Origin of the sequence: Collinsella aerofaciens (genome assembly GCF_040926265.1) — a bacterium.
GTDB classification, from domain to species: domain Bacteria; phylum Actinomycetota; class Coriobacteriia; order Coriobacteriales; family Coriobacteriaceae; genus Collinsella; species Collinsella aerofaciens_BB.
Genome location: NZ_JBCOIL010000012.1, coordinates 45,673 through 66,842, shown reverse-complemented (window position 1 = coordinate 66,842; position 21,170 = coordinate 45,673). Strand labels below are relative to the sequence as shown.

Below are 21,170 nucleotides of genomic sequence, written 5' to 3'. Positions count from 1 at the left end.
GGGGCCGCGGGGGCGTTCGGCTAACTGCGGGAGCGAGCCATCAGCTCAATGTGTTCGGCTGAGATCGGAAATCAACCGCGAGTTCTCAATTCTCTTGATAATTGTTCAGATTTGCCTTCGTTTATTCGCTATCTGTTTCTTGTTTCTACTGGTAATTAAGTTAGTTATCAGTTTTTTAATAGCATTTTATTTATTTGCACAACATTTTGCTCAAGAGCAAACATCCTGTGAACGGTCGAAAATCGACCGTGAGCGGTAGGTCATTAACCGGGATGAATATCCTACCAAATTGATGAGAATATCTTAAACCCATCGGTGGTTAGAAGCATGATGTTCAGACAACAATATTTGAATTTTCCCACAGATTTTAGGCATCAATTCGCCTAAATCGCCTGAGGCCACCACAAAGGTGCCTGCCCCCTTTGTGGTGGTCCCCCCCTGCGCTACAGCAGATGCTCCTCGATAAAGATCGCGATGCCGTCTTTGTCGTTGCTCGCGGTTACAAAATCGGCGGCGGCGCGGGTGGCATCGCTACCATTTGCCATGGCCACACCCACGCCGGCGTCGGCCACCATGCAGGTATCGTTGTCGGCATCGCCAAACACGCAAATGTTCTGGAGCTCCATGTCGTTGAGCTCCGCCACGCGCACAAGTCCGCGCGTCTTGGACACTCGCGGATCCATGAATTCGTAGAGTCGCTGCGTGGTCTGAAGAGCCGCCGCCTTAACGGTGTCGTCGGCGAGCGACGACGCCCGCTCGATGACCCGCGGCATCACCTCGGGCACCATAGTAAACATCACCTTGGTCTGCGGCTCGCGCAAAAACTCGGCAAAGTCGACCACCTTGTAGGGCACGCCGTCGACACGCGACAAGTGCTCGACGCACGCATCGCTCTCGGGCACATAGAGCACGCCGTCCCGAGGGCAAACGGGCGTTGCCGGCAGGTCTGCCATGTGCTCGCAAATGCGCGCGATGGTCTCGCCCGGCAGCGGATAGCTCAGCTCGTTGATGTCGTGCGCGCGGTCGATGACCTCGGCGCCACCGCAGCCCACGAGCACGTCCACCAGGCCTTCGATACCCCAGAGCTCGTACATGGCCTCGGTCGCGTGGGCGTCGCGCCCGGTGCACAGGCCAAAGAGCACGCCACGCTCGCGCAAGGCGCGGATCGCCGCCACGGTGCGCGGGGACACCGTGTGCCGGCTCGTGAGCAGCGTGCCGTCGATATCGCAGAGTACGGCTTTAATGTGGCTGAAGGTGGCGTCCATGGGGGCCTTTCTGGGTTGTGCGGCGGTGCTGAATGTGGTCGGAAATGGTGTACATGGTATACCAAGGCGCAGGCGCGGCCCGTCAAAGCAAAAGCCACCACAAAGGAGCCTGGCCCCTTTTGTGGTGGCCGAACCCGAAGGGTGGCCTGGCCCGGGGCGCAAACCATCACAACATTCGACGTTTTTCGGCAAAATCGCGATTTTCATCGAATGTTGTGATGGTTTTTACTGCCTTGCGGCACGATCAAAATGTCGGCGTCCAAACAGCAGCAACGCCGTGGGAACCGCCGTCACGACCATACCCGCACCAACGAGCGTCTGCTGCACGCCAAACGTCGCCGCCAGCCACGGGGCAATCGCCAGCGGGGCCACGCCGGCGAACATGTTGCCAAAACCCATGACCGAGTTGACGCGACCGAGCTGCTCGAGCGGGGCCGTCGTTTGCACGATCGTGTTGTGGAGCGGGTTGACGACGCCCCAGGCCACGCCCAGGGCAATCTGGCCAATGAGCGCCACGCCCACATACGTTGTTCCCACGTAGAGCAGGCTTCCCAGGCCCACGGACATAAGCGCCGCGAGCAGCGTTTTAAGGTTGATCAGATGCGGCGGCAAGCGGAGCGCGAGGACAGCGCCCAGCACCGCGCCCACACCGCTGGCCGACGAGAGCCAGCCCATCCACTCAACACCGACGTGCAGGACATCGCGGTAGAAGAACGACTCCAGCGGGTCGAAAGCTCCATAGCCAAAGTTCGAAAGGAAAATAATGCAGAACAGCAGGGCGAGGACGCTGTTGGTGAAGACTGTCTTGATGCTGGTCGCGAAGGTGACGCGGGTGGATTTACTGGAGTCGGAGCTTTGACTGGCAGTACTTGCCGTTATGCTGCTATCCGCGGGAGTACTTTCGCGCGCGGCGACGCGACCTGCTTGCGGCCTAAAGCCCCAACCGGCGACGAGCGCCAGTACGGTAAAGATCATCATGAGTACGAACACCGCGCGCGACGACGCAGCCGCTGCAACAAAGCCGCCCAGCGTGGGACCGACGATGATACTCACGTTTGAAAACATGGCGATGGCGGAGTTGATGCCTTTGAGCTCGACAGGATCGTCGGTGAGGTAGGCTGGATAGGATGTGGCGATGGGCTGGGCGAATCCCATCACAAAGCCCAGGAGTACCGCGCCGAGCAGGACGATGCCGGTCGCGCTGCCAAAGGCGAGGATTGCCGCGCCGGTTGCCAACGTGCCGACGATACTCGCCCGGAAATGCCGGCACGGACCCCAAGCGTCAAGCGCCGCTCCGCCCGCAAAGGATCCCAGGATCACAAATACATTCATAAACAGGACGGCCAGCGATGTCGCGACGACCGAAGCGCCGTCCGCATAGGTGAGTGTTCCGATAACACCGATAAAGTAGCTGGTCTGAAAGCCGGTATATATGAGGAAGCGCATTGCCACCAGGTGCTTAGCCTGCGCGGACAACGAAGGGTAAGGTTTTGAGAGAAGAGATACGAGCACGGAGACTCCTCGTTTCATACGAATACGGGCGGTGGACATTCGTCGCCGTCTGTCAAATCAATCTATCCGCATGAAACATTAAGGACGTATCAGGACCCTTCTCTCCGTTTTTCGCCCGTCATGAACTACTTGGTAGATTGTAAGGCATGCCCCACACATCTACCAAAGCAAAAACCACCACAAAGGTGCCTGGCCCCTTTGTGGTGGAAATGACGTTTGCCCAGATAAAACCTGCCAAATTAACCTGTCTTTTTTGGCAGGTTTTAGACCAGATGGTCTTGGATCAGATCGCAGATGGCGCGGGCGTCGTTGATGTTGATGGCTCGGGTCGCAAAGCCGGCGTCGAAGGCCTGACGTGCCAGGGCCTCGTTGCAGGCAAGGGCCAGCGTGTGACCGTCGACCAGGTCGAGCGAGCTCTTGCCGCGTAGGCGATCGACGCCGGAGCGCGCGACCACGATGTTGTCGAAGCCCTCGGTCTTGTAGCCTTCGATGATCACCACGTCGACATCGTTGTAGCGCGACAGCAGCTCGCGCGCGGGCATCTCGTCCTCCTCGCGCGTGTCGGCGTACTCTGCCCAGCGCGTGGCGCAGATGAGTCCCACGTGCTTGGACCCGGCCTGGTGATGGCGCCAGGTGTCCTTAGCGGGCACATCGATATCAAAGCCGTGATGCCCATGATGCTTGAGCGAACCCACGCGCAGGCCGCGGCGGGTGAGCTCGGCGATAACCTTCTCGACAAGCGTGGTCTTGCCCGAGTTTTGGTAGCCGATAAACGCGATCGCGGGGACGGTCGGGATGGGAGCAGCAGGCGCGACGGCGACGGGTGCGCTCGCGGGCACGTCGCTCGCGGCACCCACGGCTTCGACAGCAGCGGCCTGACGCTCCGCACGATCCCACACGCCCGAGCGGCCGCCTTCCTTGTGCAGTAGGCGAACGTCGACAATCTCCATGCCGCGATCGACCGCCTTGCACATGTCATAGATGGTCAGGCACGCGGCGCTCGCGCCGGTCAGCGCCTCCATCTCAATGCCGGTCTTGCCCGTCACGCCCGCCGTGACCAGCACGTGAAAGCCAACCTGTCCGTCCGCGCGCGCCGGCGCCCAGCCCTCGGGCACGTCCTCGGCCGGCGTCCCCGCCGGAGCGATGGGCGCAATGTCGCACTTACTCTTGGTAATGAGCAACGGATGGCACATGGGGATGATGTCGCTTGTGCGTTTGATGGCCATAATGCCCGCCACGCGCGCGCAGGCGAGCACATCGCCCTTTTTGGCGCGGTCCTGCAGCACCATGGCCTGCGTCTCGGGGTGCATGAGGATGGTGCCCTCGGCGATGGCGATGCGATGGGTCTCGGCCTTGTCGGACACGTCGACCATGCGCACCTCGCCCTTGGCGTCCACGTGCGTCAGCTCGTCGCGACGGGCGTCGCGGGCGGGCTCGGCGACAGCGCCGGCAGTCGGCTGCGCGCCTGTAACGGCATCGCTGGCCACAGCCGTGACTTTGTGGGCAGACATCGCGGCCCTGCGAGCGGCCTTGGTGGCATCGGCGTACCTGCTCTTGGCCATATGATCATCCTCCGATTTGGGACATAAATCGTTGCGTGCCCTCAATTATCGCGTGTTCCTGCGGTTTGTGGGCCACGGCATCGCGCCAAATCGAAAGTACCTGCATATCATCACCACGGCGCAGGGCGTCGCGCACCGAATACTCGGCATCGCTGAACAGGCACGGACGCACGTTGCCATCGGCCGTCAGGCGCAGACGGTTGCAGTTCGCGCAAAAATGGTTGGACATGGCGCTGATGAAACCAACCGTTCCCGCCGCGCCCGGAAAGTGCCAGTAGCGCGCAGGGCCCGCGCCGGCAGGAGCGTCGTTGATGTCGAGCGGCTCGAGCTCGCCCAGCCCCGCCGCGGCGGCCCCGGCATTGATGAGCGCCCGCAGCTCATCACTCGGCACGGTATCGCTCGCGTCCCACAGCTCGGGATTGAGCGCGGGCGCATGCGGGTCCACAGCGCAATGCGAGCTCGTGTGCTCGTCGCCGATGGGCATGTATTCGATAAAGCGCAGGTGGATGGGGTGGTCGACGGTCAGCCGTGCGAGGGCCGCCACATCTTGGTTGAGTCGGCGCACCACAACGCAGTTGACCTTGACCGGCTCAAAGCCCCAAGCCAGCGCCGCGTCGATACCGGCCATGGTCTGCTCGAGCCGACCCAGGCGCGTGATCTTTCCAAACAGCGAGGGGTCGAGCGTGTCGAGCGAGATGTTGACGCGGTTAAGCCCGGCATCTTTGAGCTGCGGCGCCAGCTTGGGTAGCAGGGCGCCATTGGTGGTGAGCGAGATGTCCTCGATCTGCGGAATCGCGCGGATGTCACGAATGAGCGGGATGATACGGCGGCTGACCAGCGGCTCGCCACCCGTCAGACGCACGCGGCGAATGCCTTCCCCCGCTACCAAGCGCACAAAGCGGGCGATTTCCTCGGCGCTGAGCAGCTCGTCGTGCGCGCGGGGTGCCACGCCGTCGGCTGGCATGCAATAGATGCAGCGGAAATTGCACTTGTCGGTAACGGCAATGCGCAGGTAGTTGATATCGCGGCCAAAGCCGTCATGTTGCACGTGCCCGTCCACGCAGCCCTCCCCTCGTGCAGCGATTTATTCTTCGGGAAACATAATACCCCACGGGAAGAATGGGTCGACATGCGTACGACAGGACAGGTCGCTTCGAGCAAAACGGACTTCCCAAGCCCATCCTCAACATCCAAACCGTCCCAAAAATCGATGATTTTCTTCAATATCGAGAAAAGCATCGATTATTGAGACGGTTTGCCTGCTCACAATGCCCCGCAGAAGGGTCAGAACGCCCCTAGAGGCCACCATTCCAGTTGCGAATCACGAATTCCCGCAGGTCATTCTGCCGTTTCTGGAACACCTCGCTTCGGTCGCACTTGAGACCCATAGCGAGCGCGATGGCATTCATCGCCCGGTGCAATTGCAGCTGATGGGCAAACTGAGTCCCGGTGAGAACGATCATCCTAAAGCCCAGCGCGCTCAGCACGGTCATACGCTCCGCATCCGACGCGCTGCGCTGTTTATCAAGATGGTCCGAGCCGTTGTATTCAATCCCCGTACCGCTCGCAGGCGCATATACGTCGATCTCGAAATACCCGGACTTAGCGAGATATTTGAACTCGCTGGGAACATCAACCCGGTGGTTGAGCTCGATCTTGGCGTATCCCAGCCCTCCCTGGGAACGTTTTGCTACGACCATGATTGCGGTGGCCGTCTCCATGGGCGATCGCGCGCCATCGTGCACCCGCTTGAGCACGGCGGCCGCGCGTATAGCCCCCTGACGAGATCGGTTCTCATTGCAATAAGCAATCAAGTCGGCAACGGTATACCTCTGCCCCATCTCGATATAATCGCCTGTCGACAGATGATTCAAATGGTATCGGGCGCAGATTTCATACCCATATTCCAGCTGCTCGGGCTCGCTCATCCACGAACCCGCTTGGACAAAGCACATGACCTCATCAACCACTAGAAGGCCCTCTGCCACCTCGATAAGATGGCTTGGAGGTACCGGCGCTCCAAACACGTGGCACCTAAATCCAGCCGGCGTCGAGCGCTCAAAATCGAAGTTGACGAGCGTGTCGATATGATCGAGCTCTTCTCGTGGAATACCAAGCGAGACCAGATAGTCGACAACGATCCCAACTGCCGTTGAAGCCCTCAGCCCCTTGGCATCGAGTCCCAATTTGGGCAGGCTCGCGGTCGGTTCTGCCTCGTTAGCAAGCGAGTCCTCATCGTATAGACTGCTTGCTCGCGAGAGCGGCTCGGACGGGCGCGCCACGTTATGGTACAGCCAGGCAGTCTTATGGGACAGGACGATCGGCAGGTCCATGAGCCCTCCAATGGAGTCGGATAACCAACCTTATTCCCCTGCCCACGGGTCCGCACACCTTCGTGCGCAAGAAAGCAATTCCACCCGGCCGAGTGGCAGAAAAACCATCACAACATTCGATGCTTTTCCTGATTTTGGCAAAAAACGTTGAATGTTGTGATGGTTTGAGGCGAGGTGAGGGGCACAGAGGGCCAAAGCATCGTGCTTGGAGCGTGACTATTTTTTCGCCCCGTCGTCAACACAAACCTTGACTCTACAATCGTTGTAGGGTTTTCACTACACTGGTACCTAAACGAACCAAGCCAGAAAGTACCCTGCCCATGGAACACGACCTCACACGCGGCAATGTCCTTAAGACCATCGCGGTCTTTGCCCTGCCTTATATGCTCTCGTACTTTTTGCAGATGCTCTACGGCATGGCCGACCTGTACATGATGGGGCAGTTTAGCGGCGCCGCCGGCATCACCGCCGTGGGTAATGGCGCGCAGACGCTCTATATCATTACCGTGACGCTCGTGGGCCTGGCCATGGGAACGACGGTCATCGTCGGCCATGCCGTGGGCTCGCGCCGCTTCGACCGCGCCGAGACCGCCATCGGCAATACCATCACGCTGTTTATGGGCGTCTCGGTGGCACTGGCCGTCATCTTGTTTGCACTATGCCCGCAGGTTGTGGCGCTCATTGGCACGCCGCCCGAGGCGGTCGAAGGCACCGCCGCCTACCTGCGTATCTGCTTTGTCGGCATTCCGTTTATTGCCGCATACAACATTCTCTCGGCCATCTTTCGCGGCCTGGGCGATTCGCGCTCGCCCATGTACGTGATTGGCGTGGCATGCATCATCAACATCGCACTCGACTTTCTATTTATCGGCCACATGGGGCTCGGCCCCGTGGGCGCGGCGCTCGGCACGGTGACCGCGCAGACGGCCAGCGTTGCCCTCGCGCTCGTGTGGCTTAAGAGCCGCCGTACGAACATCCACGTTAAGCGCAGCGACCTGCGTCCCCAGCCCGAGGTGCTCGGCAGCATTCTTAAGATCGGCGTGCCTGTGGCCGTGCAGGACGGCTGCATCCAGGTGGCGTTTATGTTTATCACCGTCATCGCCAACCACCGAGGGCTCGTCGACGCCGCCGCCGTAGGCCTGGTCGAAAAGATGATCAGCTTCTTGTTCATTGTGCCGAGTTCCATGGGTGCCACCGTCAGCGCGCTCACAGCGCAAAACGCCGGCGCGGGCAAGGGCGACCGTGCACGTCAGGTACTCAAGGACGCCATGACCATATCGGTAGTGTACGGTTGCCTAATCACGGTGCTGATGTGGCTGGTGGCGCCGGCGTTTATCGGCTTTTTTGCCAAGGATCCCGCGGTTGTCGCGGCCGGTACCGGCTATATGCACGGCTACATTTTCGACGCAATCTTTGCCGGCATCCACATTTGCTTTAGCGGCTTTTTCGCTGCATACGGCAAGAGCTACATCGGCTTTGCGCACAACGTGCTGGCCGTAGCGCTCATTCGCGTGCCGGGCGCGTGGCTGCTGTCGAACGCCTATTCCGATACGTTGTTTCCCATGGGCATCGCCTCGCCGTGCGGGTCAATTCTGTCGGCAGTCATTTGCGTGATGGCATTCACCGTACTCAACCGCCGCGGAGCTTTTGACAAGCTGATGGCGTAGCGGGGCAACGCGAAATCGCCCTCATCGACGACATCATCAGCGACGACCCCACAACCTACGTGACACAGATCACGGCGCCGATTGCCCCAGCAAAGTAAGAACCACCCGGAAGGCATCGGGCTTCCGGGCGGTTCTTCAATTTGACTATTGATGCACTAAGCCTGGGGCACCTCACCGGTCGCAAGAATCTGCTCGAGTGCGTCCTCGTCCAGCACGGGTACGCCCAGCTGCTCGGCCTTGGTAAGCTTGGAACCCGCTTTGGGACCGGCAACCAGATAGCTCGTCTTCTTTGATACGCTGCCCGAAACCTTGGCGCCGAGCACCTTGAGCGCCGCGCCCGCCTCGTCGCGCGTGCGGTTGACGAGCGTGCCGGTGAGCACGAAGGTCAGACCCGCGAGCGGCTGTGCGTCGGCGAGCTCGCCTGCCACGCCAGCGTCGGCTGCGGCTTGCGCGTGCGCGGCGCCCAAATCGACCTCGAGCGACAGGCCCGCCTGGCGCAGACGTTCCAGGACGGCAAGGTTCTCGGGCACGGCCAGGAACTGCTTGACGCTCGCCGCAATCTTGGGGCCGATGCCCTCGCACTCGGCAATATCCTCTTCGCTCGCCAAGATAAGCTTGTCAATCGACAGGAATCGCTCGGCGATGACCTCGCCCACGCTCTTGCCCACGTGACGGATGCCCAGGGCAAACAGCACGCGACCGAGCGGCTGACTCTTGGACTTGTTGAGCTCGGCGATGATTTTCTCGGCCGTCTTGAGGCCTACCGGAATGGGGTCGCCCTTCTTGACGCCCTTTTTGCTGTTGGAACTGGCATAGGTGCGGCCCGTGTCCAGGCCGGCGATGTCGTCGACCGTGAGCTGGTAGAAGTCTGCGACATCGTGGATCAGGCCGGCGGCGATCATCTTGTCGACGATCTCGTCGCCCAGGCCGTCAACATCCATGCAACCGCGGCTCACCCAATGGAGCAGGCGCTCCTTGAGCTGTGCGGGGCAATCGATGGAGACGCAACGGTAAGCGACCTCGCCATCCTCGTGGACAACGGGGCTGCCGCACACGGGGCAGACCTCGGGCATGTGCCAGTCGACCGAATCGGCCGGGCGCTTATCGAGCACCGGACCCACGACCTCGGGGATCACGTCGCCCGCCTTGTGCACGATGATGGTGTCGCCCTCGCGCACGTTTTTGCGACGGATCTCGTCGATATTGTGCAGCGTGGCGCGCGCGATGGTGGAGCCGGCAACCGTCACCGGGTCGAACTCGGCGACCGGCGTGAGCACACCGGTGCGGCCCACCTGGATGCGAATTTCGCGCAGGATGGTCTGCTTTTCCTCGGGCGGGAACTTAAAGGCAATGGCCCAGCGTGGTGCGCGAGCGGTAAAGCCCAGGTCGAGCTGCTGCTGGAAGCTGTCAACCTTTACGACCACGCCGTCGATGTCGTAGTCCAGGTCACCGCGGTGCTCAAGCGCCTGGGCACAGAACTCGTGAACCTCGGCGGGTGTGGCGCAACGGGCAACGTTAGGGTTGACGCTGAAGCCGGCGCTACGCAGCCAATCGAGGAACTCGCGCTGGCTGTGGACATGCAGTGGGTCAGTATCGGCGATGGCATAGATAAAGGTGGCCAGATCGCGGCGCGCCGTGACCTTGGGATCCTTCTGACGCAGGCTGCCGGCGGCGGCGTTGCGCGGGTTGGCGAAGGGATCGCGGCCCTCGGCATCGGCCTCGTCGTTCAGACGAACAAAGCTGCCCTTGGGCATGTACACCTCGCCGCGTACCTCAATGGTGCGCTCGCGGTCGGCGCCCATGTGGGCGAGCGCCGGCTCGGACAGGTGCATGGGCACATCCTTGATGGTACGGACATTGAGCGACACGTCCTCGCCCGTGGTGCCATCGCCACGTGTGGCCGCGCGCACAAAGGTGCCGTTTTGGTAGGTAAGTGCCACACCCAGGCCGTCAATCTTTAACTCGCAGGTATAGGTAACGCTGCCGGCGCCGAGCGCATCCTCGGTGCGCTGGAGCCATGCGTCGAGCTCGTCCAGGTCCATGGCATCGTCCATGGAATACATGCGTGCCATGTGCGTGACCGGCGTAAACTGCTCGCTCACGTAGCCGCCCACGCGCTGGGTATAGCTGTCGGACGTTACCAGATCGGGGTAGGTCGCCTCGATTTCCTGCAGCTCAACGAGCATTTTGTCAAAAGCGGCGTCCGTGATCTCGGGCGCGTCGAGCATGTAGTAGCGATAAGCGTGGTAATCGAGCTCGTGGCGCAGCTCGGCCGCACGCGTTGCCGCCTGGGCACGGGCATCGGCCGGTGCAGCGGTATCCGTGCTCGCGGGCGTTTCGGTATCGATGTCCACGCCGTCACCAAACAGGCTCGATTGCTCCATAGCGGCACTCCTTCGCTCGATTTCAAACGGATACTAGAGTACCACCGGTCACGATGGGGCCGAATACCGGTCTCAAACCGCACCGAATCGGCAGCCGCCAGACTGGGGTGGACAGTTAGTTCAGATACGTATAAATCCTAGAGCTGGATTAGGCACGAACACCCCTGTTTCAACTAATTTGGGCTCCCTGAGATCATGTAAACGTCCCGCTCGCCCTCCCAAACACCCATTCAAACCCCATCCCAATCATAAAATTGCTCAAAACGCATGCTGAACCGCCTCGGGTTTATACGTATCTGAACTAACTGTCCAGGCTCACCCAGAATCGAGCAACTTCGTATGCTCCTTTATGTAACTCAATTCATCGCAGTTAATATTTTATATTGTGTTTGCAATATATTTTGGTATTATCAACGTGAGGTGATTGAAATGAAGAATCAGTCCAAACGTTTCCTAACCATCCTCGTCCCCCTTGTCCTTATAGCAGCCGCTTTGCTCGGCTTTTTCTGGAAGGACATTCCCTTTTCGAAGGGACTTTCCTTGCGGGGCGAAGTCGTTGCTGTGTATCACCCTTCCGCCAGCGGGGCGAGCGAAGGTCGCTTCGTTATCGCAAGCGAGCAATTCCAATCCGCACCGCTGCACCTCAACTTCAAAATCGATTCAACCATCCCCATTAAGGATCAGGATGGTAAGAAGGCAGAAGTCGGAGCCATCAAAGAAGGCGTCTACGTTGACGTAACCTGCACCGTCAACACCAGCAGCGATACCGATCCCACAAAGCTGCCCGCCCTCATAACGCCAACAGCCATCATGATTACGCAAAAGGAATAGCTCGATGTCAGAAAGGAGTTTAAAAAATAATCACCAGATAGTTAGGAGCCAATGATGAAAAAGGTTGCTTATCTACTCGCCGTCTGCCTTGTTGGGTTATCGTGCATGACCGCGCAGCCCGCCTTCGCAGCAGAAACCCATTCCTCTATCATTTCGCCAGTTGCCGAAAGTCGTTCAATCTACACCGCCGAAACCACCCTCGCCTATTCGAACGGCGTCAGGCTCCATGTTACTTACACCGTTAACGATACCTATGGAACGATAACGGGCATCAAATCCATAAAGAACTGGACCTCCAATTCTCGAGTTAGCAACATCAGCTGGACTCATAGATACGGACTCAGCAACGGAAGCGTCGTCGTAACTGTTACTTACTATTACAACGGCAGTTGGCATTCTGAAGCAAGAACCATCTATGCTTAGGATTTTTTGGCTGCGGCATTGCCGCAGCCTTTTTGGGGTTAATTATGGAAAGCTCAGATAAACGATGCCGTTTTAGCAGTGTGATGTTGCTCGCCACTTTGTCTGTCGCAGCAATCATGGCGGCCTTCTCAGCGTTCAGCGTTGCCAACGAGGCGCGGGAGGTGCTCTTTGCACCCACTCCCTTCTATATTAACGGTGAGTCCATTCCGAGCGCCGTCCTTACCGCGCTCGCCATCCGCGACGTTCTGGCCCTGGCGCTTTCAATCGCATGCCTGATTGTCTACTTGAACTTCTGCCTTGACGTCGTCAGCACTCAGTCGATATTCACGCGAAAACAATGCCGGCGTTTTCTGGTTGTTGGGCTTCTGCTGCTCATTTCTTCAATTGTCTCGATTACCTTCGATAACCTATGTGCCGTCCAGCTCCCCAACGACGTCAGTATTACCGCAATTGGTATCTTTGGTTTTAACGCTTGGACACTGGTTCTCGCTTTGTTTGCGCTATCTCTTTCGGCTATCTTTGAGTACGGGCGACTCTTGCAGTCGGACGTTGACGCCATTATTTAGAAGGAGGGCAGCATGCCAATCGTCATGAGACTCGATCGCGTCATGGCGGATCGCAAAATGTCCTCTCAAGAACTTGCCGACATTATCGGCATCTCGCCCGTTAACGTTTCGCGCATTAAAACGGGGCGGCTCAAGGGCATTCGCTTTTCGACGTTGACCGCGATGTGCGAGGCACTTCACTGCAAACCTGGCGACATCATCGACTGGATGTCGGACGAAGAGTACATCGAGGCATTTGGAAGCCTTCCCAGCGACGAAGACTAACCAAAATGATCTGTTTTCCTCCGTCCCCAACGGATCAATATGAAAAGAGGGGGCTGTCCCGCGTTGGCGGGACAGCCCCCTCTGGCTTCGATATGTGCGATACGACTCGCTAGTAACCCTGGCCGTAGCCCTGGCCCCGCTGGCCCAGCAGCTCCTCCAGATACTGGCGTAGTTGCTCGTCGGTGATGCTACCGTTGCCGGTGTCGGTCGCACTGTCGTCCTGCTGCTGATTCTGAAGCTCCTCGTCGGAGCCCAGCTCGACGGTGACCTTCTTCTCTTCCTTGCCGCGCACGAGCGTGATCTCGACCTTCTCGCCCACCTCGTGGCTACGCAGCGCAATGATCAGACCATCGGCACTCGTGATCTCGTCATCGCCCAGCTTGGTGATGACGTCACCCTCCTGGATGCCGGCCTTGGCGGCGGGGCCGTCCTCCACAACGCTCGCCACATATGCGCCGCTATCGGTGCTCAGCTTGTTGGTGCGGGCGTTGAGCGCATTGACGCTCGAAAGCGTGGCGCCCAGGTACGGATGAACCGGCGTCTTGCCGTCGATAATCTGGTCGGCGATGTTCCTAGCGTAGTTGACCGGAATGGCAAAGCCCACGCCCGAGCTGGAGCCCGAGTAACTCTCGATGAGCGAGTTGATACCCACGAGCTCGCCGTTATCGTTGACGAGCGCGCCGCCGGAGTTGCCCGGGTTGATGGCAGCATCGGTCTGAATCATGTTGGCATAGATGGTGTTGCCGCTGGTAGAGCTCATGGCCGTGGAGCGGTAGAGCGCCGAGACAATGCCCGTGGAGACAGACTGCTCGTTGCCGAACGGCGAGCCGATCGCCATGACCCACTCGCCCACGTTGAGCTTGGAGGAGTCACCGATCTCGATTGGGGTGAGCTTGGAGGATTCGGCATCCTTGAGCTTAATGACGGCGAGGTCGCTCGAGGCATCGTTGCCCACGAACTCGGCCTCGTAGGTGGTACCGTCGTCCATGGTTACCACGTACTGATCGTAACCATCGACCACGTGGTTGTTGGTGAGAATGTGGCCCTCGGTATCGAGCACCACGCCCGAGCCGACGCTACCCGAGCTGTCCGAATTGTCGGCAGACTGCGAAAGCGAGCCACCCTGACTGCCACTCGAAGTGGCGGTAATGGAAACCACGGAGGGCAGCGCCTTGGCAGAGACAGCCTCGGCCAGCGTGGTGTCCTCGGAGTCGATCTTGATCTTTTGCGTCGACGAGCCCGAAGCGCCCGCCGTCACGGCATTCTTGCCGCCGCCGATATCGAGCGTGCCGCTCATAATGAGCGCGATGACCAACAGAGCTCCGCAGGCACAGCCGGCGAGCGCCGTAATAAAGATCGGCAGCTTTTTGGTCTTGGTCTTGACCACCGTGTGCTTGTTCACGACCTGTTGACCACCCAGCGGCTGGCCGGTCTGCGTGTCGTAGGCCTGCACATAGGGAATGTTGTTACCACCGGCAGGCGTCGACTCCACCTGCACGCGCGGCTGCTGCTGAGTCTCGCCGGCGTTGCCCGCATCCTGGGGACGCTGGGAATCGTTCTCGCTCATAGCTGCGATCCTTTCGTCTAATAACCAAAGGCCCGCCAAACATGTGGCGGGCCATCATTGTTCACGTTGAGTTGTACCCCAAGCTGGGCAGTCCCGAGCACTAGATGCCAAGATTTCAGCTTTGCTTAAGTAATGACATGCTTATAGGCCAATTCGTTTTATGCCGTCATGTCTATTCGATATAGCAGTCGATAGCAAAACTATATGTTGAATCGTTAATAAAGTCTGTAATCGTCGCGCCCATACCCGATCCGCACGTCCACTTATCCTTCTCCGCATCGTATGGCGTTGGCCCCCACCCCGTTTCATATGATGCTTCGCTTTCTGTGAAGTAGTTCATCACATATTTATCTTTCTGCATGAGCGCATACCAAGCGTTTGCATACATCACAAGCGGATCGGTTTGAATTATCGAATATTTTCCTGACCGAATTGCAATGCTTTGCCCATCTTCAGAATATTCAACAACAATCTCAATCTTTGCCAACACCGGCAGTGAATCATCTGACTCCCTATGAACCGTCACCAAATTCTTAGTTGCCGCTCTTGTCAGGGACGCTGCACCGTCATTATTCCTGTTTATGCTGCCAACAGCCATTTTTCTATTTCCGGCACCCAAGACATCTTTGCTTCGCGCCGAGGACACAATAACCCCAGCCTCATTCCGAACTATCATGTCGGTCACAAGCGTCAATCGTTTTTGCACATTCGTAAGCTGCGCAGCGTTGGCCCCTCTCGCCCCAGCAAACATAACAGCTCCTGATGCCAAGACGAATAGCTGTCTTCTGTTGATCATTCCTCTCGCTCCTCACCGATTTAGTTAACTTTTTCCATATAGTAGGGATGCAAAGTTTCCTCTTCTAAATTGGCATCACTTGCGAAGAATAGAATCCATTTCTCTCCCGCCTTCAGCCCTGAAGCAGTTCCGGTATTAAAGTAACTACGGATATCAATCTCTTTCCGCCCTCCGCTTGACACGAGAGCCTCAAATTGTCCGTTATGAATATCCGACAGCGTCTGTACTTCAACTGAAATATGTTCGTCATCTTTTCCACCGACGACCGAGGGGCTCGGTTGATAGGCCGCGACAACCAATATCCCAAGAAATGCGCAAAGAAGCCCCAGCGTTTTACGTATGCGCTTTCTATCATCTTCGCCGTCACTCTCCACAATACGTCCCTTCATGCGATATATAAATCGTTGTGTCATATGGAAGAAAACGCAGCTGATTGAACCAACCATCCCAGACAACAAGCATATATTTCTTATCATTTGAATATGTATTATGCATAGCCACATATCCCGCAACAGCCATCGCATGAGCGTCATGGCTTGACCTGAGAGTCCCAGAAAAAATACTGAGATTTCCAGAATCTGCAGTTGCCCTGAAAGAATCCCAAGATGGATACCAAGCAAATGATGTCTCAAGCCTTTTCCCGCGCCTAGCACAGAACTCCTTAATAGCCGGGGCAGCATTTGGAGATGGAGTCCTTCCTTGGGTAAAGTAAAGGCCCGTAGCTTGATCGAATGACTTATTTGGATCGCCGGATGTTCCCGATAACTGCCAAAGCTCATGATATAAGTCTGGCAATTTGAGCCGGTTTAGCGTTACATAATGGCTGCTTACCGCAAACATCGCAGACACATCGCAAGCATAGGTCCCCGTTTCTTTAATAACCTCTGATTGTGTAGGCGTTATCATCCCTGAAATAGTTTTACTTGCGTCAATGACATATCCTTGTTTATACAGGTCTTTGGGCAATACGAAAACATCCTCGAACCTGCCTGGAGATCCGCTGCGGCTATTTCCCACAGAAAACACCGCTGTTGACCGGCATCCCTTCTCATCTAAAACAACGTTATTATCCAGATCTGCAATACCAAAAGACAGCTCGTCAAATTTCAAAGCAACGATGTCATCTTGGGATGCGAGAAGGGCTATTTCATCGCTTGTATTCTCAATGGGCATAGGAGCGTTCGGAGCCAAGCAGTATTCGCTGATCCACCAAGATCGCTCTGAATCAAATACGACGTAGCCATAGTTAACGTCATCCCGCTTCGCGCGAACGATATACCCGATTGATTCCCCATCGGAATTCACCATTTTTACTGGGTCACAAGCGGTCACCGGCTCATCCGATACCTCATCAAAGAAAGCTTGCGCTTGCTCCACAGCTATTTGCGGTGTGACACGAACCAAGTCGTCGTCTCCAAAAACCAACCTTGGAGACATCAGGGCGGCAAGCAATACTATAAATCCGACAATCACCTTTCTCGAATAACGCATTTCTTCCTCCATCCGTGCAGTAGGGAGATACGGTAACTAAATGGTATTCGTGAGATAGTGCTATACGTTTGATATTGTTTTTACTGACACACTTTAAATCGGTGAAAGGTCTTCTTTTCGCCTAAACGAGAAAAGGGTACTGGAGAAATCTCCGGTACCCTCACATTCCTCTATTTACTTGCTAGTCCTTAAACAGATAGCCCACGCCACGGACGGTGGTGATGTGCGCCGCGATCTGCGGGCCCACCTTAGAGCGGATGCGTCGGATGTGCACGTCGACGGTGCGCGTGCCGCCGCAGTACTCAAAGCCCCACACGCGGTGCAGCAGCACTTCGCGGCTGTAGGCACGGTTGGGGTGCGTCGCCAAAAAGCTCAGCAGCGAGTACTCCATCAGCGTCAGGTCGATGGGCTCATCATCGAGCGTCACCTGGTAGGTGGCGAGGTTAATCTCGAGGTTATCGATGTTGAGCACATCGTCGGCGGTGACGGTCTCCTCCTCGCCCATCAGGCGCTGCGCGCGAGCCTTGAGCTCGTTGGGCGTCGCCGTGGGGCATACAAAGTCGGCATGCGCGTGATTCGGCAGGCGCAGGGTGCCGAGCGCCTCGTCGTCAACGATCACCAACATGGGGACGCCGCCGCGATCGTCAAGCCACTTGGCAATCTGATCGATGCGATCGCTGCGAATGCCGTCGGAATCGAGGATCAGCAGGTCAAAGTCGTGCGCCGCAGTCGGCGAATCGGGGGTAGCCAGGCTCACCTCGACACCCAGGGTGGTCGTCAAGCTGCGGGCAAACTCGTGGAAGCGCGTCGTGCGCGCCATGAACAGGGCACTCTTTTCGGACATATCGGCCTCCAAGGAAATGAGCTCAATCGTACTGGAACAAGCCAGCGCGATTAGGAGTTCGCCAGATAATGCTTGATCTCCCACTCGGTGATCGTGGACTCAAACTTATGCCACTCGTTGCGCTTCTTTTTGAGGAAGAAGCTGTGAATGTGCTCGCCGAGGGCATCCTTCATAAACTGCGAGTCCTCAAAGACGTCAAGCGCCTCTTTGAGCGAGCGCGGCAGCGGTGCGTAGCCGGCCTCGAGCATCTGACGGTCGGTGAGTTTGAGCGTCTCGGCCGTGGCCTCGGGCGGGAGCTCCAGCTTGCGCTCGATGCCATCGAGACCAGCCGCCAGCGTGACGGCGTTGACCAGGTACGGATTGGCCATGGGGTCGGGGCTGCGCAGCTCGATGCGCGTGGACAGCTGCTTGCCGGGCTTGTAGACCGGGATACGGATCATGCTCGCACGATTGCGCAGGCCCCACGTGGCGTACTGCGGCACGGAATCGCCACCCGTGGTGATGCGCTTGTACGAGTTGACCGTGGGGTTGGTGATGGCGCTAATCTCGCGCGCGTGCGCAAGAATGCCGGCCATGTAGTGCTTGGCGATATCGGAGAGGTGGTACCTCTCGTCGTCCTCGCCCCAAAAGACGTTGTTGCCGTCGTGGTCGAACAGCGACTGATGCAAAAACATGGCGCTGCCGTCCTCGCCCGCCAACGGCTTGGGCATAAAAGAGGCGTGGCAACCGCTCTCGTAAGCCTGCTGCTTAATGATGAGTTTGGCCGTGGTGATGGCGTCGGACATGCTTAGGGCCTCGGCATGGCGCAGGCTCATGCCGTGCTGCGAGCGGCCGGCGGCGTGGAAGGTGTACTCCACGGGCACGGACATCTTCTCGAGCGTGAGGACCGTGTTGCGGCGCAGGTCGCGGGCGGCGTCACTCACCGAAAGATCGAAGTAGCCCACGTTGTCGAGCGGCTCGGGGGTGTGCTCGTCGGGGAAGTAGTAATACTCCAGCTCGGCACCCACGTTGAGCAGATAGCCAGCCTTCTCGGCCTTGCGGAACATGCGGCGCAGGGCATCGCGCGGGTCGCCGGCAAACGGCTTGCGATCGGGAGTACACACGTCGCAGAACACGCGGGCGACGCCGTTGTGGCTCGGGCGCCACGGCAAAATCTGGAAGGTCGAAGCATCGGGAAACGCCAGCATGTCGGCTTCCTCGGGCGTGGCAAAGCCCTCGATGGCGGAACCGTCAAAGCCAATACCCTCCTCAAAAGCGACCTCGAGGTCCTCGGGGCTAATGGCAAAGTTCTTGAGGCGGCCGAGAATGTCGACAAACCACAGACGCACAAAGCGGATGTCACGCTGCTCTACGGAGCGGAGTACGTAATCGATGTTCTGCTGGTTCATGTCGCTCCCCTTTCTTTCGGGCGGGTTTCGACTGGTCTATATCGCAGATACTATCGCAGAAAAATGTTTCCGCAGGGTTAAAGCGTATCAAGCGCTCAAAAAACGTTCGCGAACAGGCGGGTATGACAAGTAACTATCGCTCGGATTCGGAGACAATTTGTCTACAGGCTCGTTCCAGCGCAGGGAACTCCATCGTCACTGCATCCCAAACAACCGAGCGGTCGACATTGCCGTAATCATGCGCAAGATAATTTCTCATGCCGATAATTCCACGCCATTCAATTTCGGGATGAAGCCGCTGCGAGCGTTCCGACAACTTGCCCGCCTCTTCCGTCACCCTAAGCGCACACATCAAAAGGGAGTCCGCCAACGCCCTCGTCCGCACGTCATTCGCATGCAGAAACTGGTCCTCAGTGATATCAAAAACCTTGATGCGCTCGTTCGTTTCAGAGATGGCATCCAAAACCTCTTGGGCGCGAAGGCTGTCTGACTTACGCGCGATCATAAAGGATCACTCCTTCGCGCTCGATTACCGCGGCAAGATCGTCATCAAGATAGTCACTCGAGACGAGGTCAACCTGCCTCCCGGTCTCTTTGCGCACCGTCTCACCAAACGCCGACAACGCGAAAAGACCGAAGCCCCGCTCGCGATCGACTTCGAGACGCAAGTCAATATCACTATCGGCATGCGCCTCGCCACGGGCATACGAACCAAAAAGAATCACGGTTTTGATGGCGGGAATCGAGATGGCCGCCTCGCGGACGGCGGACTCAATCTGGGCAGTATCCAAAATGCCCGTCGCGGCGCTTTCGCTCGCAGAGCTTTTACCAAGTGAAGGAACAAACGGCAGAGAGCGCTCGCGCAGCATCTGCCTCATAAACATATTGACCGCAACAGACGAAGTCATGCCAAGCTCTTCGCACAGTTCGGCAAATGAGTCTTTAATTGACGAGTCCACTCGCACACTCAGCACAGACGCAGCCATGGATACCTCCTGTATGACATTGTCTATATATTATCACACAGGCTAGCGCGAGGTCGATGCGCGGTGTTCGATGTGGCCGGGGATCTCGATGCGCTTGGGGGCGAGCTTTGCGGCCTCGCCCACGGTGGTGGTAACAACATCGATGCGCTCGCACAGGCGCTCGACTACGCGCTCGGCAATGGTAAGGGTGTCTTGCGCTGCCGTGGTCACACCGCCAAAGAGCACATGGTTCCAGGGGTAGTCGTCAAACGTCGCGATTTTGAGCCCCGCCGGCAGCGAGGGACCAAGCTGCGCCAGCGCCTCGGTCAGGCGCAGGAAGACCAGGCCGTTGACAGCAATGAGGCCGAGCTTTTTGCCTGCATAGCCGCGGATGGTCTCGTCCAAGCGGCCGACGCCCGAGGCGCCACCGTCGGCCAGAGTGACGACCTCACCCGCAAGGCCGCGTCGCGAAAGTTCGTCGGCAAAGGCCTCGGCACGCTCGCGACGCACGGGGCTGTCGTCGCTTGCCTCGGTGAGCAGGCACAGGCGCTCGCTGCCAGCGGCGGCGAGCTCGTCTACCAAGCCGGCGACCAGCTCACGGTTGTTAGATGTCACTAGATCGACACCGCCGTCGGCAACGTCGCGGTCGAGCAGCACGACGGGCAGACGTCCCGCTGCCGCGGCGATCGCCTCGTCATTGCCTCCGCAGGTGTTGACGACCAGGCCGTCCACGCCAGCATCGATAAGTCTGGTGAGCGACTCCGCTTCCTTAGCGGGGTCGTTGCCGCTAATGGCCGTCATGAGCGAGCAGCCGCGCGCGGCGGCGCTGACGGAAAGCCCTTCGAGCATGGCGCTCGAGAACGGGTTGGCGATGTCAGCCAGAATCACACCGATGAGGTTCGTACGCGAGCTGCGCAGATTGCGCGCGGCGGCACGTGGGCGATAGCCGGTGCGCTCGATAACTGCCGCGATGCGAGCACGGGTCTCCTCGGTCATTTGCCCGGGGCGGTTGTTGAGATAGCGCGAGACCGTGGCCGGACTCACGCCCGCCTCGGCGGCAATGTCCTTGATTCTCATCTGCGCCATAACGCACCCCGTTTCCCAATTGTCGGCGATCTGAGCCATTTTAGGCATTTTTTTAAAAATCTCGGTTGCAAAACGCTGTAGGTGAGTATACTACAACTCGAAACGAAACCGATTTCGTAAACCGATTTCGGCGAGCGTTGGCACGCAGGTGCAAAGACGCACCCCTGTCTCTTATACACATCTCCGAGCCCACGAGACCTAACGTTATCTCGTATGCCGTCTTCGG

The 21,170-nt window shown here is 58.1% G+C and carries 20 protein-coding genes; 5 read left to right on the top strand and 15 right to left on the bottom strand.

The window, feature by feature from the left end; genetic code table 11:
- Positions 1-443: 443 nt before the first annotated feature.
- The 5 genes from AB5767_RS05175 to AB5767_RS05155 all read right to left on the bottom strand — a co-directional run bounded on the left by AB5767_RS05175 (position 444) and on the right by AB5767_RS05155 (position 6,672).
- The gene (locus tag AB5767_RS05175; protein ID WP_368132623.1) at positions 444-1,265 is read right to left on the bottom strand and encodes an HAD family hydrolase; all 822 of its coding nucleotides are present in this window, start codon (positions 1,263-1,265) and stop codon (positions 444-446) included.
- Between the two features lie 225 nt (positions 1,266-1,490).
- The gene (locus AB5767_RS05170) at positions 1,491-2,777 is read right to left on the bottom strand and encodes an MFS transporter (RefSeq protein ID WP_368153309.1); all 1,287 of its coding nucleotides are present in this window, start codon (positions 2,775-2,777) and stop codon (positions 1,491-1,493) included.
- A 263-nt stretch (positions 2,778-3,040) separates the two neighbouring features.
- The gene (mobB, locus tag AB5767_RS05165) at positions 3,041-4,339 is read right to left on the bottom strand and encodes a molybdopterin-guanine dinucleotide biosynthesis protein B (RefSeq protein ID WP_368132253.1); all 1,299 of its coding nucleotides are present in this window, start codon (positions 4,337-4,339) and stop codon (positions 3,041-3,043) included.
- Between the two features lie 4 nt (positions 4,340-4,343).
- Positions 4,344-5,399 carry a GTP 3',8-cyclase MoaA gene (gene moaA / locus AB5767_RS05160; protein ID WP_368132254.1) on the bottom strand — a complete coding sequence of 352 codons (1,056 nt, stop codon included), beginning with the start codon at positions 5,397-5,399 and terminating at the stop codon, positions 4,344-4,346.
- Between the two features lie 235 nt (positions 5,400-5,634).
- On the bottom strand, positions 5,635-6,672 hold the full coding sequence (locus AB5767_RS05155) for a putative endonuclease domain-containing protein (RefSeq protein ID WP_368132255.1): 1,038 nt from the start codon (positions 6,670-6,672) through the stop codon (positions 5,635-5,637).
- 320 nt (positions 6,673-6,992) lie between these two features.
- Between AB5767_RS05155 and AB5767_RS05150 the strand changes: the two genes are divergently transcribed.
- On the top strand, positions 6,993-8,339 hold the full coding sequence (locus AB5767_RS05150; RefSeq protein ID WP_368132837.1) for an MATE family efflux transporter: 1,347 nt from the start codon (positions 6,993-6,995) through the stop codon (positions 8,337-8,339).
- Positions 8,340-8,494: 155 nt separating this feature from the next.
- Here the strand turns inward: AB5767_RS05150 and ligA are convergent, their stop codons facing one another.
- The gene (gene ligA, locus AB5767_RS05145) at positions 8,495-10,723 is read right to left on the bottom strand and encodes an NAD-dependent DNA ligase LigA (RefSeq protein WP_368132257.1); all 2,229 of its coding nucleotides are present in this window, start codon (positions 10,721-10,723) and stop codon (positions 8,495-8,497) included.
- A gap of 429 nt (positions 10,724-11,152) precedes the next feature.
- Between ligA and AB5767_RS05140 the strand changes: the two genes are divergently transcribed.
- The 4 genes from AB5767_RS05140 to AB5767_RS05125 are packed head-to-tail and all read left to right on the top strand — an operon-like array spanning position 11,153 to position 12,807.
- A complete protein-coding gene (locus AB5767_RS05140; RefSeq protein ID WP_368132258.1) occupies positions 11,153-11,554 on the top strand; it encodes a hypothetical protein in 402 nt (133 codons plus the stop codon).
- Between the two features lie 54 nt (positions 11,555-11,608).
- On the top strand, positions 11,609-11,977 hold the full coding sequence (locus tag AB5767_RS05135) for a hypothetical protein (RefSeq protein WP_161115505.1): 369 nt from the start codon (positions 11,609-11,611) through the stop codon (positions 11,975-11,977).
- Positions 11,978-12,021: 44 nt separating this feature from the next.
- Positions 12,022-12,543 carry a hypothetical protein gene (locus AB5767_RS05130; protein WP_368132259.1) on the top strand — a complete coding sequence of 174 codons (522 nt, stop codon included), beginning with the start codon at positions 12,022-12,024 and terminating at the stop codon, positions 12,541-12,543.
- Between the two features lie 12 nt (positions 12,544-12,555).
- On the top strand, positions 12,556-12,807 hold the full coding sequence (locus tag AB5767_RS05125; protein ID WP_161115503.1) for a helix-turn-helix domain-containing protein: 252 nt from the start codon (positions 12,556-12,558) through the stop codon (positions 12,805-12,807).
- Between the two features lie 109 nt (positions 12,808-12,916).
- Here the strand turns inward: AB5767_RS05125 and AB5767_RS05120 are convergent, their stop codons facing one another.
- The 9 genes from AB5767_RS05120 to AB5767_RS05080 all read right to left on the bottom strand — a co-directional run bounded on the left by AB5767_RS05120 (position 12,917) and on the right by AB5767_RS05080 (position 20,944).
- Complete coding sequence (locus tag AB5767_RS05120; RefSeq protein ID WP_368132260.1) at positions 12,917-14,374, bottom strand: S1C family serine protease; 1,458 nt, start codon at positions 14,372-14,374, stop codon at positions 12,917-12,919.
- Between the two features lie 172 nt (positions 14,375-14,546).
- A complete protein-coding gene (locus tag AB5767_RS05115; RefSeq protein WP_161115501.1) occupies positions 14,547-15,170 on the bottom strand; it encodes a hypothetical protein in 624 nt (207 codons plus the stop codon).
- 20 nt (positions 15,171-15,190) lie between these two features.
- Entirely contained in the window at positions 15,191-15,544 is a 354-nt protein-coding gene (locus AB5767_RS05110) for a hypothetical protein (RefSeq protein ID WP_117855322.1), read from the bottom strand.
- Positions 15,534-16,661, bottom strand: a complete 1,128-nt coding sequence (locus AB5767_RS05105; RefSeq protein ID WP_368132261.1) for a hypothetical protein — start codon at positions 16,659-16,661, stop codon at positions 15,534-15,536. Before AB5767_RS05105 ends, AB5767_RS05110 begins: the two co-directional genes overlap by 11 nt.
- Before the next feature lie 181 nt (positions 16,662-16,842).
- Complete coding sequence (locus tag AB5767_RS05100) at positions 16,843-17,505, bottom strand: response regulator transcription factor (protein WP_022095077.1); 663 nt, start codon at positions 17,503-17,505, stop codon at positions 16,843-16,845.
- Positions 17,506-17,555: 50 nt separating this feature from the next.
- Positions 17,556-18,893: a glutamine synthetase family protein gene (locus tag AB5767_RS05095; protein ID WP_368132262.1), complete on the bottom strand. Its 1,338-nt coding sequence runs from the start codon at positions 18,891-18,893 to the stop codon at positions 17,556-17,558.
- Positions 18,894-19,026: 133 nt separating this feature from the next.
- On the bottom strand, positions 19,027-19,398 hold the full coding sequence (locus tag AB5767_RS05090) for a HepT-like ribonuclease domain-containing protein (RefSeq protein WP_368132263.1): 372 nt from the start codon (positions 19,396-19,398) through the stop codon (positions 19,027-19,029).
- Positions 19,385-19,879, bottom strand: coding sequence for a type II toxin-antitoxin system RelB/DinJ family antitoxin (locus AB5767_RS05085; RefSeq protein WP_368132264.1), 495 nt, complete (start codon positions 19,877-19,879; stop codon positions 19,385-19,387). Before AB5767_RS05085 ends, AB5767_RS05090 begins: the two co-directional genes overlap by 14 nt.
- 42 nt (positions 19,880-19,921) lie before the next feature.
- Positions 19,922-20,944, bottom strand: a complete 1,023-nt coding sequence (locus tag AB5767_RS05080) for a LacI family DNA-binding transcriptional regulator (RefSeq protein ID WP_368132265.1) — start codon at positions 20,942-20,944, stop codon at positions 19,922-19,924.
- Between the last annotated feature and the right edge of the window lie 226 nt (positions 20,945-21,170).

What these genes read in the sequence shown, in the direction of transcription:
- AB5767_RS05130 (WP_368132259.1), top strand. Translation starts at nt 12,022, where the DNA reads ATGGAAAGCTCAGATAAACGATGCCGTTTTAGCAGTGTGATGTTGCTC.
- AB5767_RS05155 (WP_368132255.1), bottom strand. Translation starts at nt 6,672, where the DNA reads ATGGACCTGCCGATCGTCCTGTCCCATAAGACTGCCTGGCTGTACCAT.
- AB5767_RS05120 (WP_368132260.1), bottom strand. Translation starts at nt 14,374, where the DNA reads ATGAGCGAGAACGATTCCCAGCGTCCCCAGGATGCGGGCAACGCCGGC.
- AB5767_RS05105 (WP_368132261.1), bottom strand. Translation starts at nt 16,661, where the DNA reads ATGCGTTATTCGAGAAAGGTGATTGTCGGATTTATAGTATTGCTTGCC.
- mobB (WP_368132253.1), bottom strand. Translation starts at nt 4,339, where the DNA reads ATGGCCAAGAGCAGGTACGCCGATGCCACCAAGGCCGCTCGCAGGGCC.
- AB5767_RS05125 (WP_161115503.1), top strand. Translation starts at nt 12,556, where the DNA reads ATGCCAATCGTCATGAGACTCGATCGCGTCATGGCGGATCGCAAAATG.
- AB5767_RS05140 (WP_368132258.1), top strand. Translation starts at nt 11,153, where the DNA reads ATGAAGAATCAGTCCAAACGTTTCCTAACCATCCTCGTCCCCCTTGTC.
- AB5767_RS05135 (WP_161115505.1), top strand. Translation starts at nt 11,609, where the DNA reads ATGAAAAAGGTTGCTTATCTACTCGCCGTCTGCCTTGTTGGGTTATCG.
- ligA (WP_368132257.1), bottom strand. Translation starts at nt 10,723, where the DNA reads ATGGAGCAATCGAGCCTGTTTGGTGACGGCGTGGACATCGATACCGAA.
- AB5767_RS05100 (WP_022095077.1), bottom strand. Translation starts at nt 17,505, where the DNA reads ATGTCCGAAAAGAGTGCCCTGTTCATGGCGCGCACGACGCGCTTCCAC.
- AB5767_RS05150 (WP_368132837.1), top strand. Translation starts at nt 6,993, where the DNA reads ATGGAACACGACCTCACACGCGGCAATGTCCTTAAGACCATCGCGGTC.
- AB5767_RS05175 (WP_368132623.1), bottom strand. Translation starts at nt 1,265, where the DNA reads ATGGACGCCACCTTCAGCCACATTAAAGCCGTACTCTGCGATATCGAC.
- AB5767_RS05085 (WP_368132264.1), bottom strand. Translation starts at nt 19,879, where the DNA reads ATGGCTGCGTCTGTGCTGAGTGTGCGAGTGGACTCGTCAATTAAAGAC.
- AB5767_RS05080 (WP_368132265.1), bottom strand. Translation starts at nt 20,944, where the DNA reads ATGGCGCAGATGAGAATCAAGGACATTGCCGCCGAGGCGGGCGTGAGT.
- AB5767_RS05095 (WP_368132262.1), bottom strand. Translation starts at nt 18,893, where the DNA reads ATGAACCAGCAGAACATCGATTACGTACTCCGCTCCGTAGAGCAGCGT.
- AB5767_RS05090 (WP_368132263.1), bottom strand. Translation starts at nt 19,398, where the DNA reads ATGATCGCGCGTAAGTCAGACAGCCTTCGCGCCCAAGAGGTTTTGGAT.
- AB5767_RS05115 (WP_161115501.1), bottom strand. Translation starts at nt 15,170, where the DNA reads ATGATCAACAGAAGACAGCTATTCGTCTTGGCATCAGGAGCTGTTATG.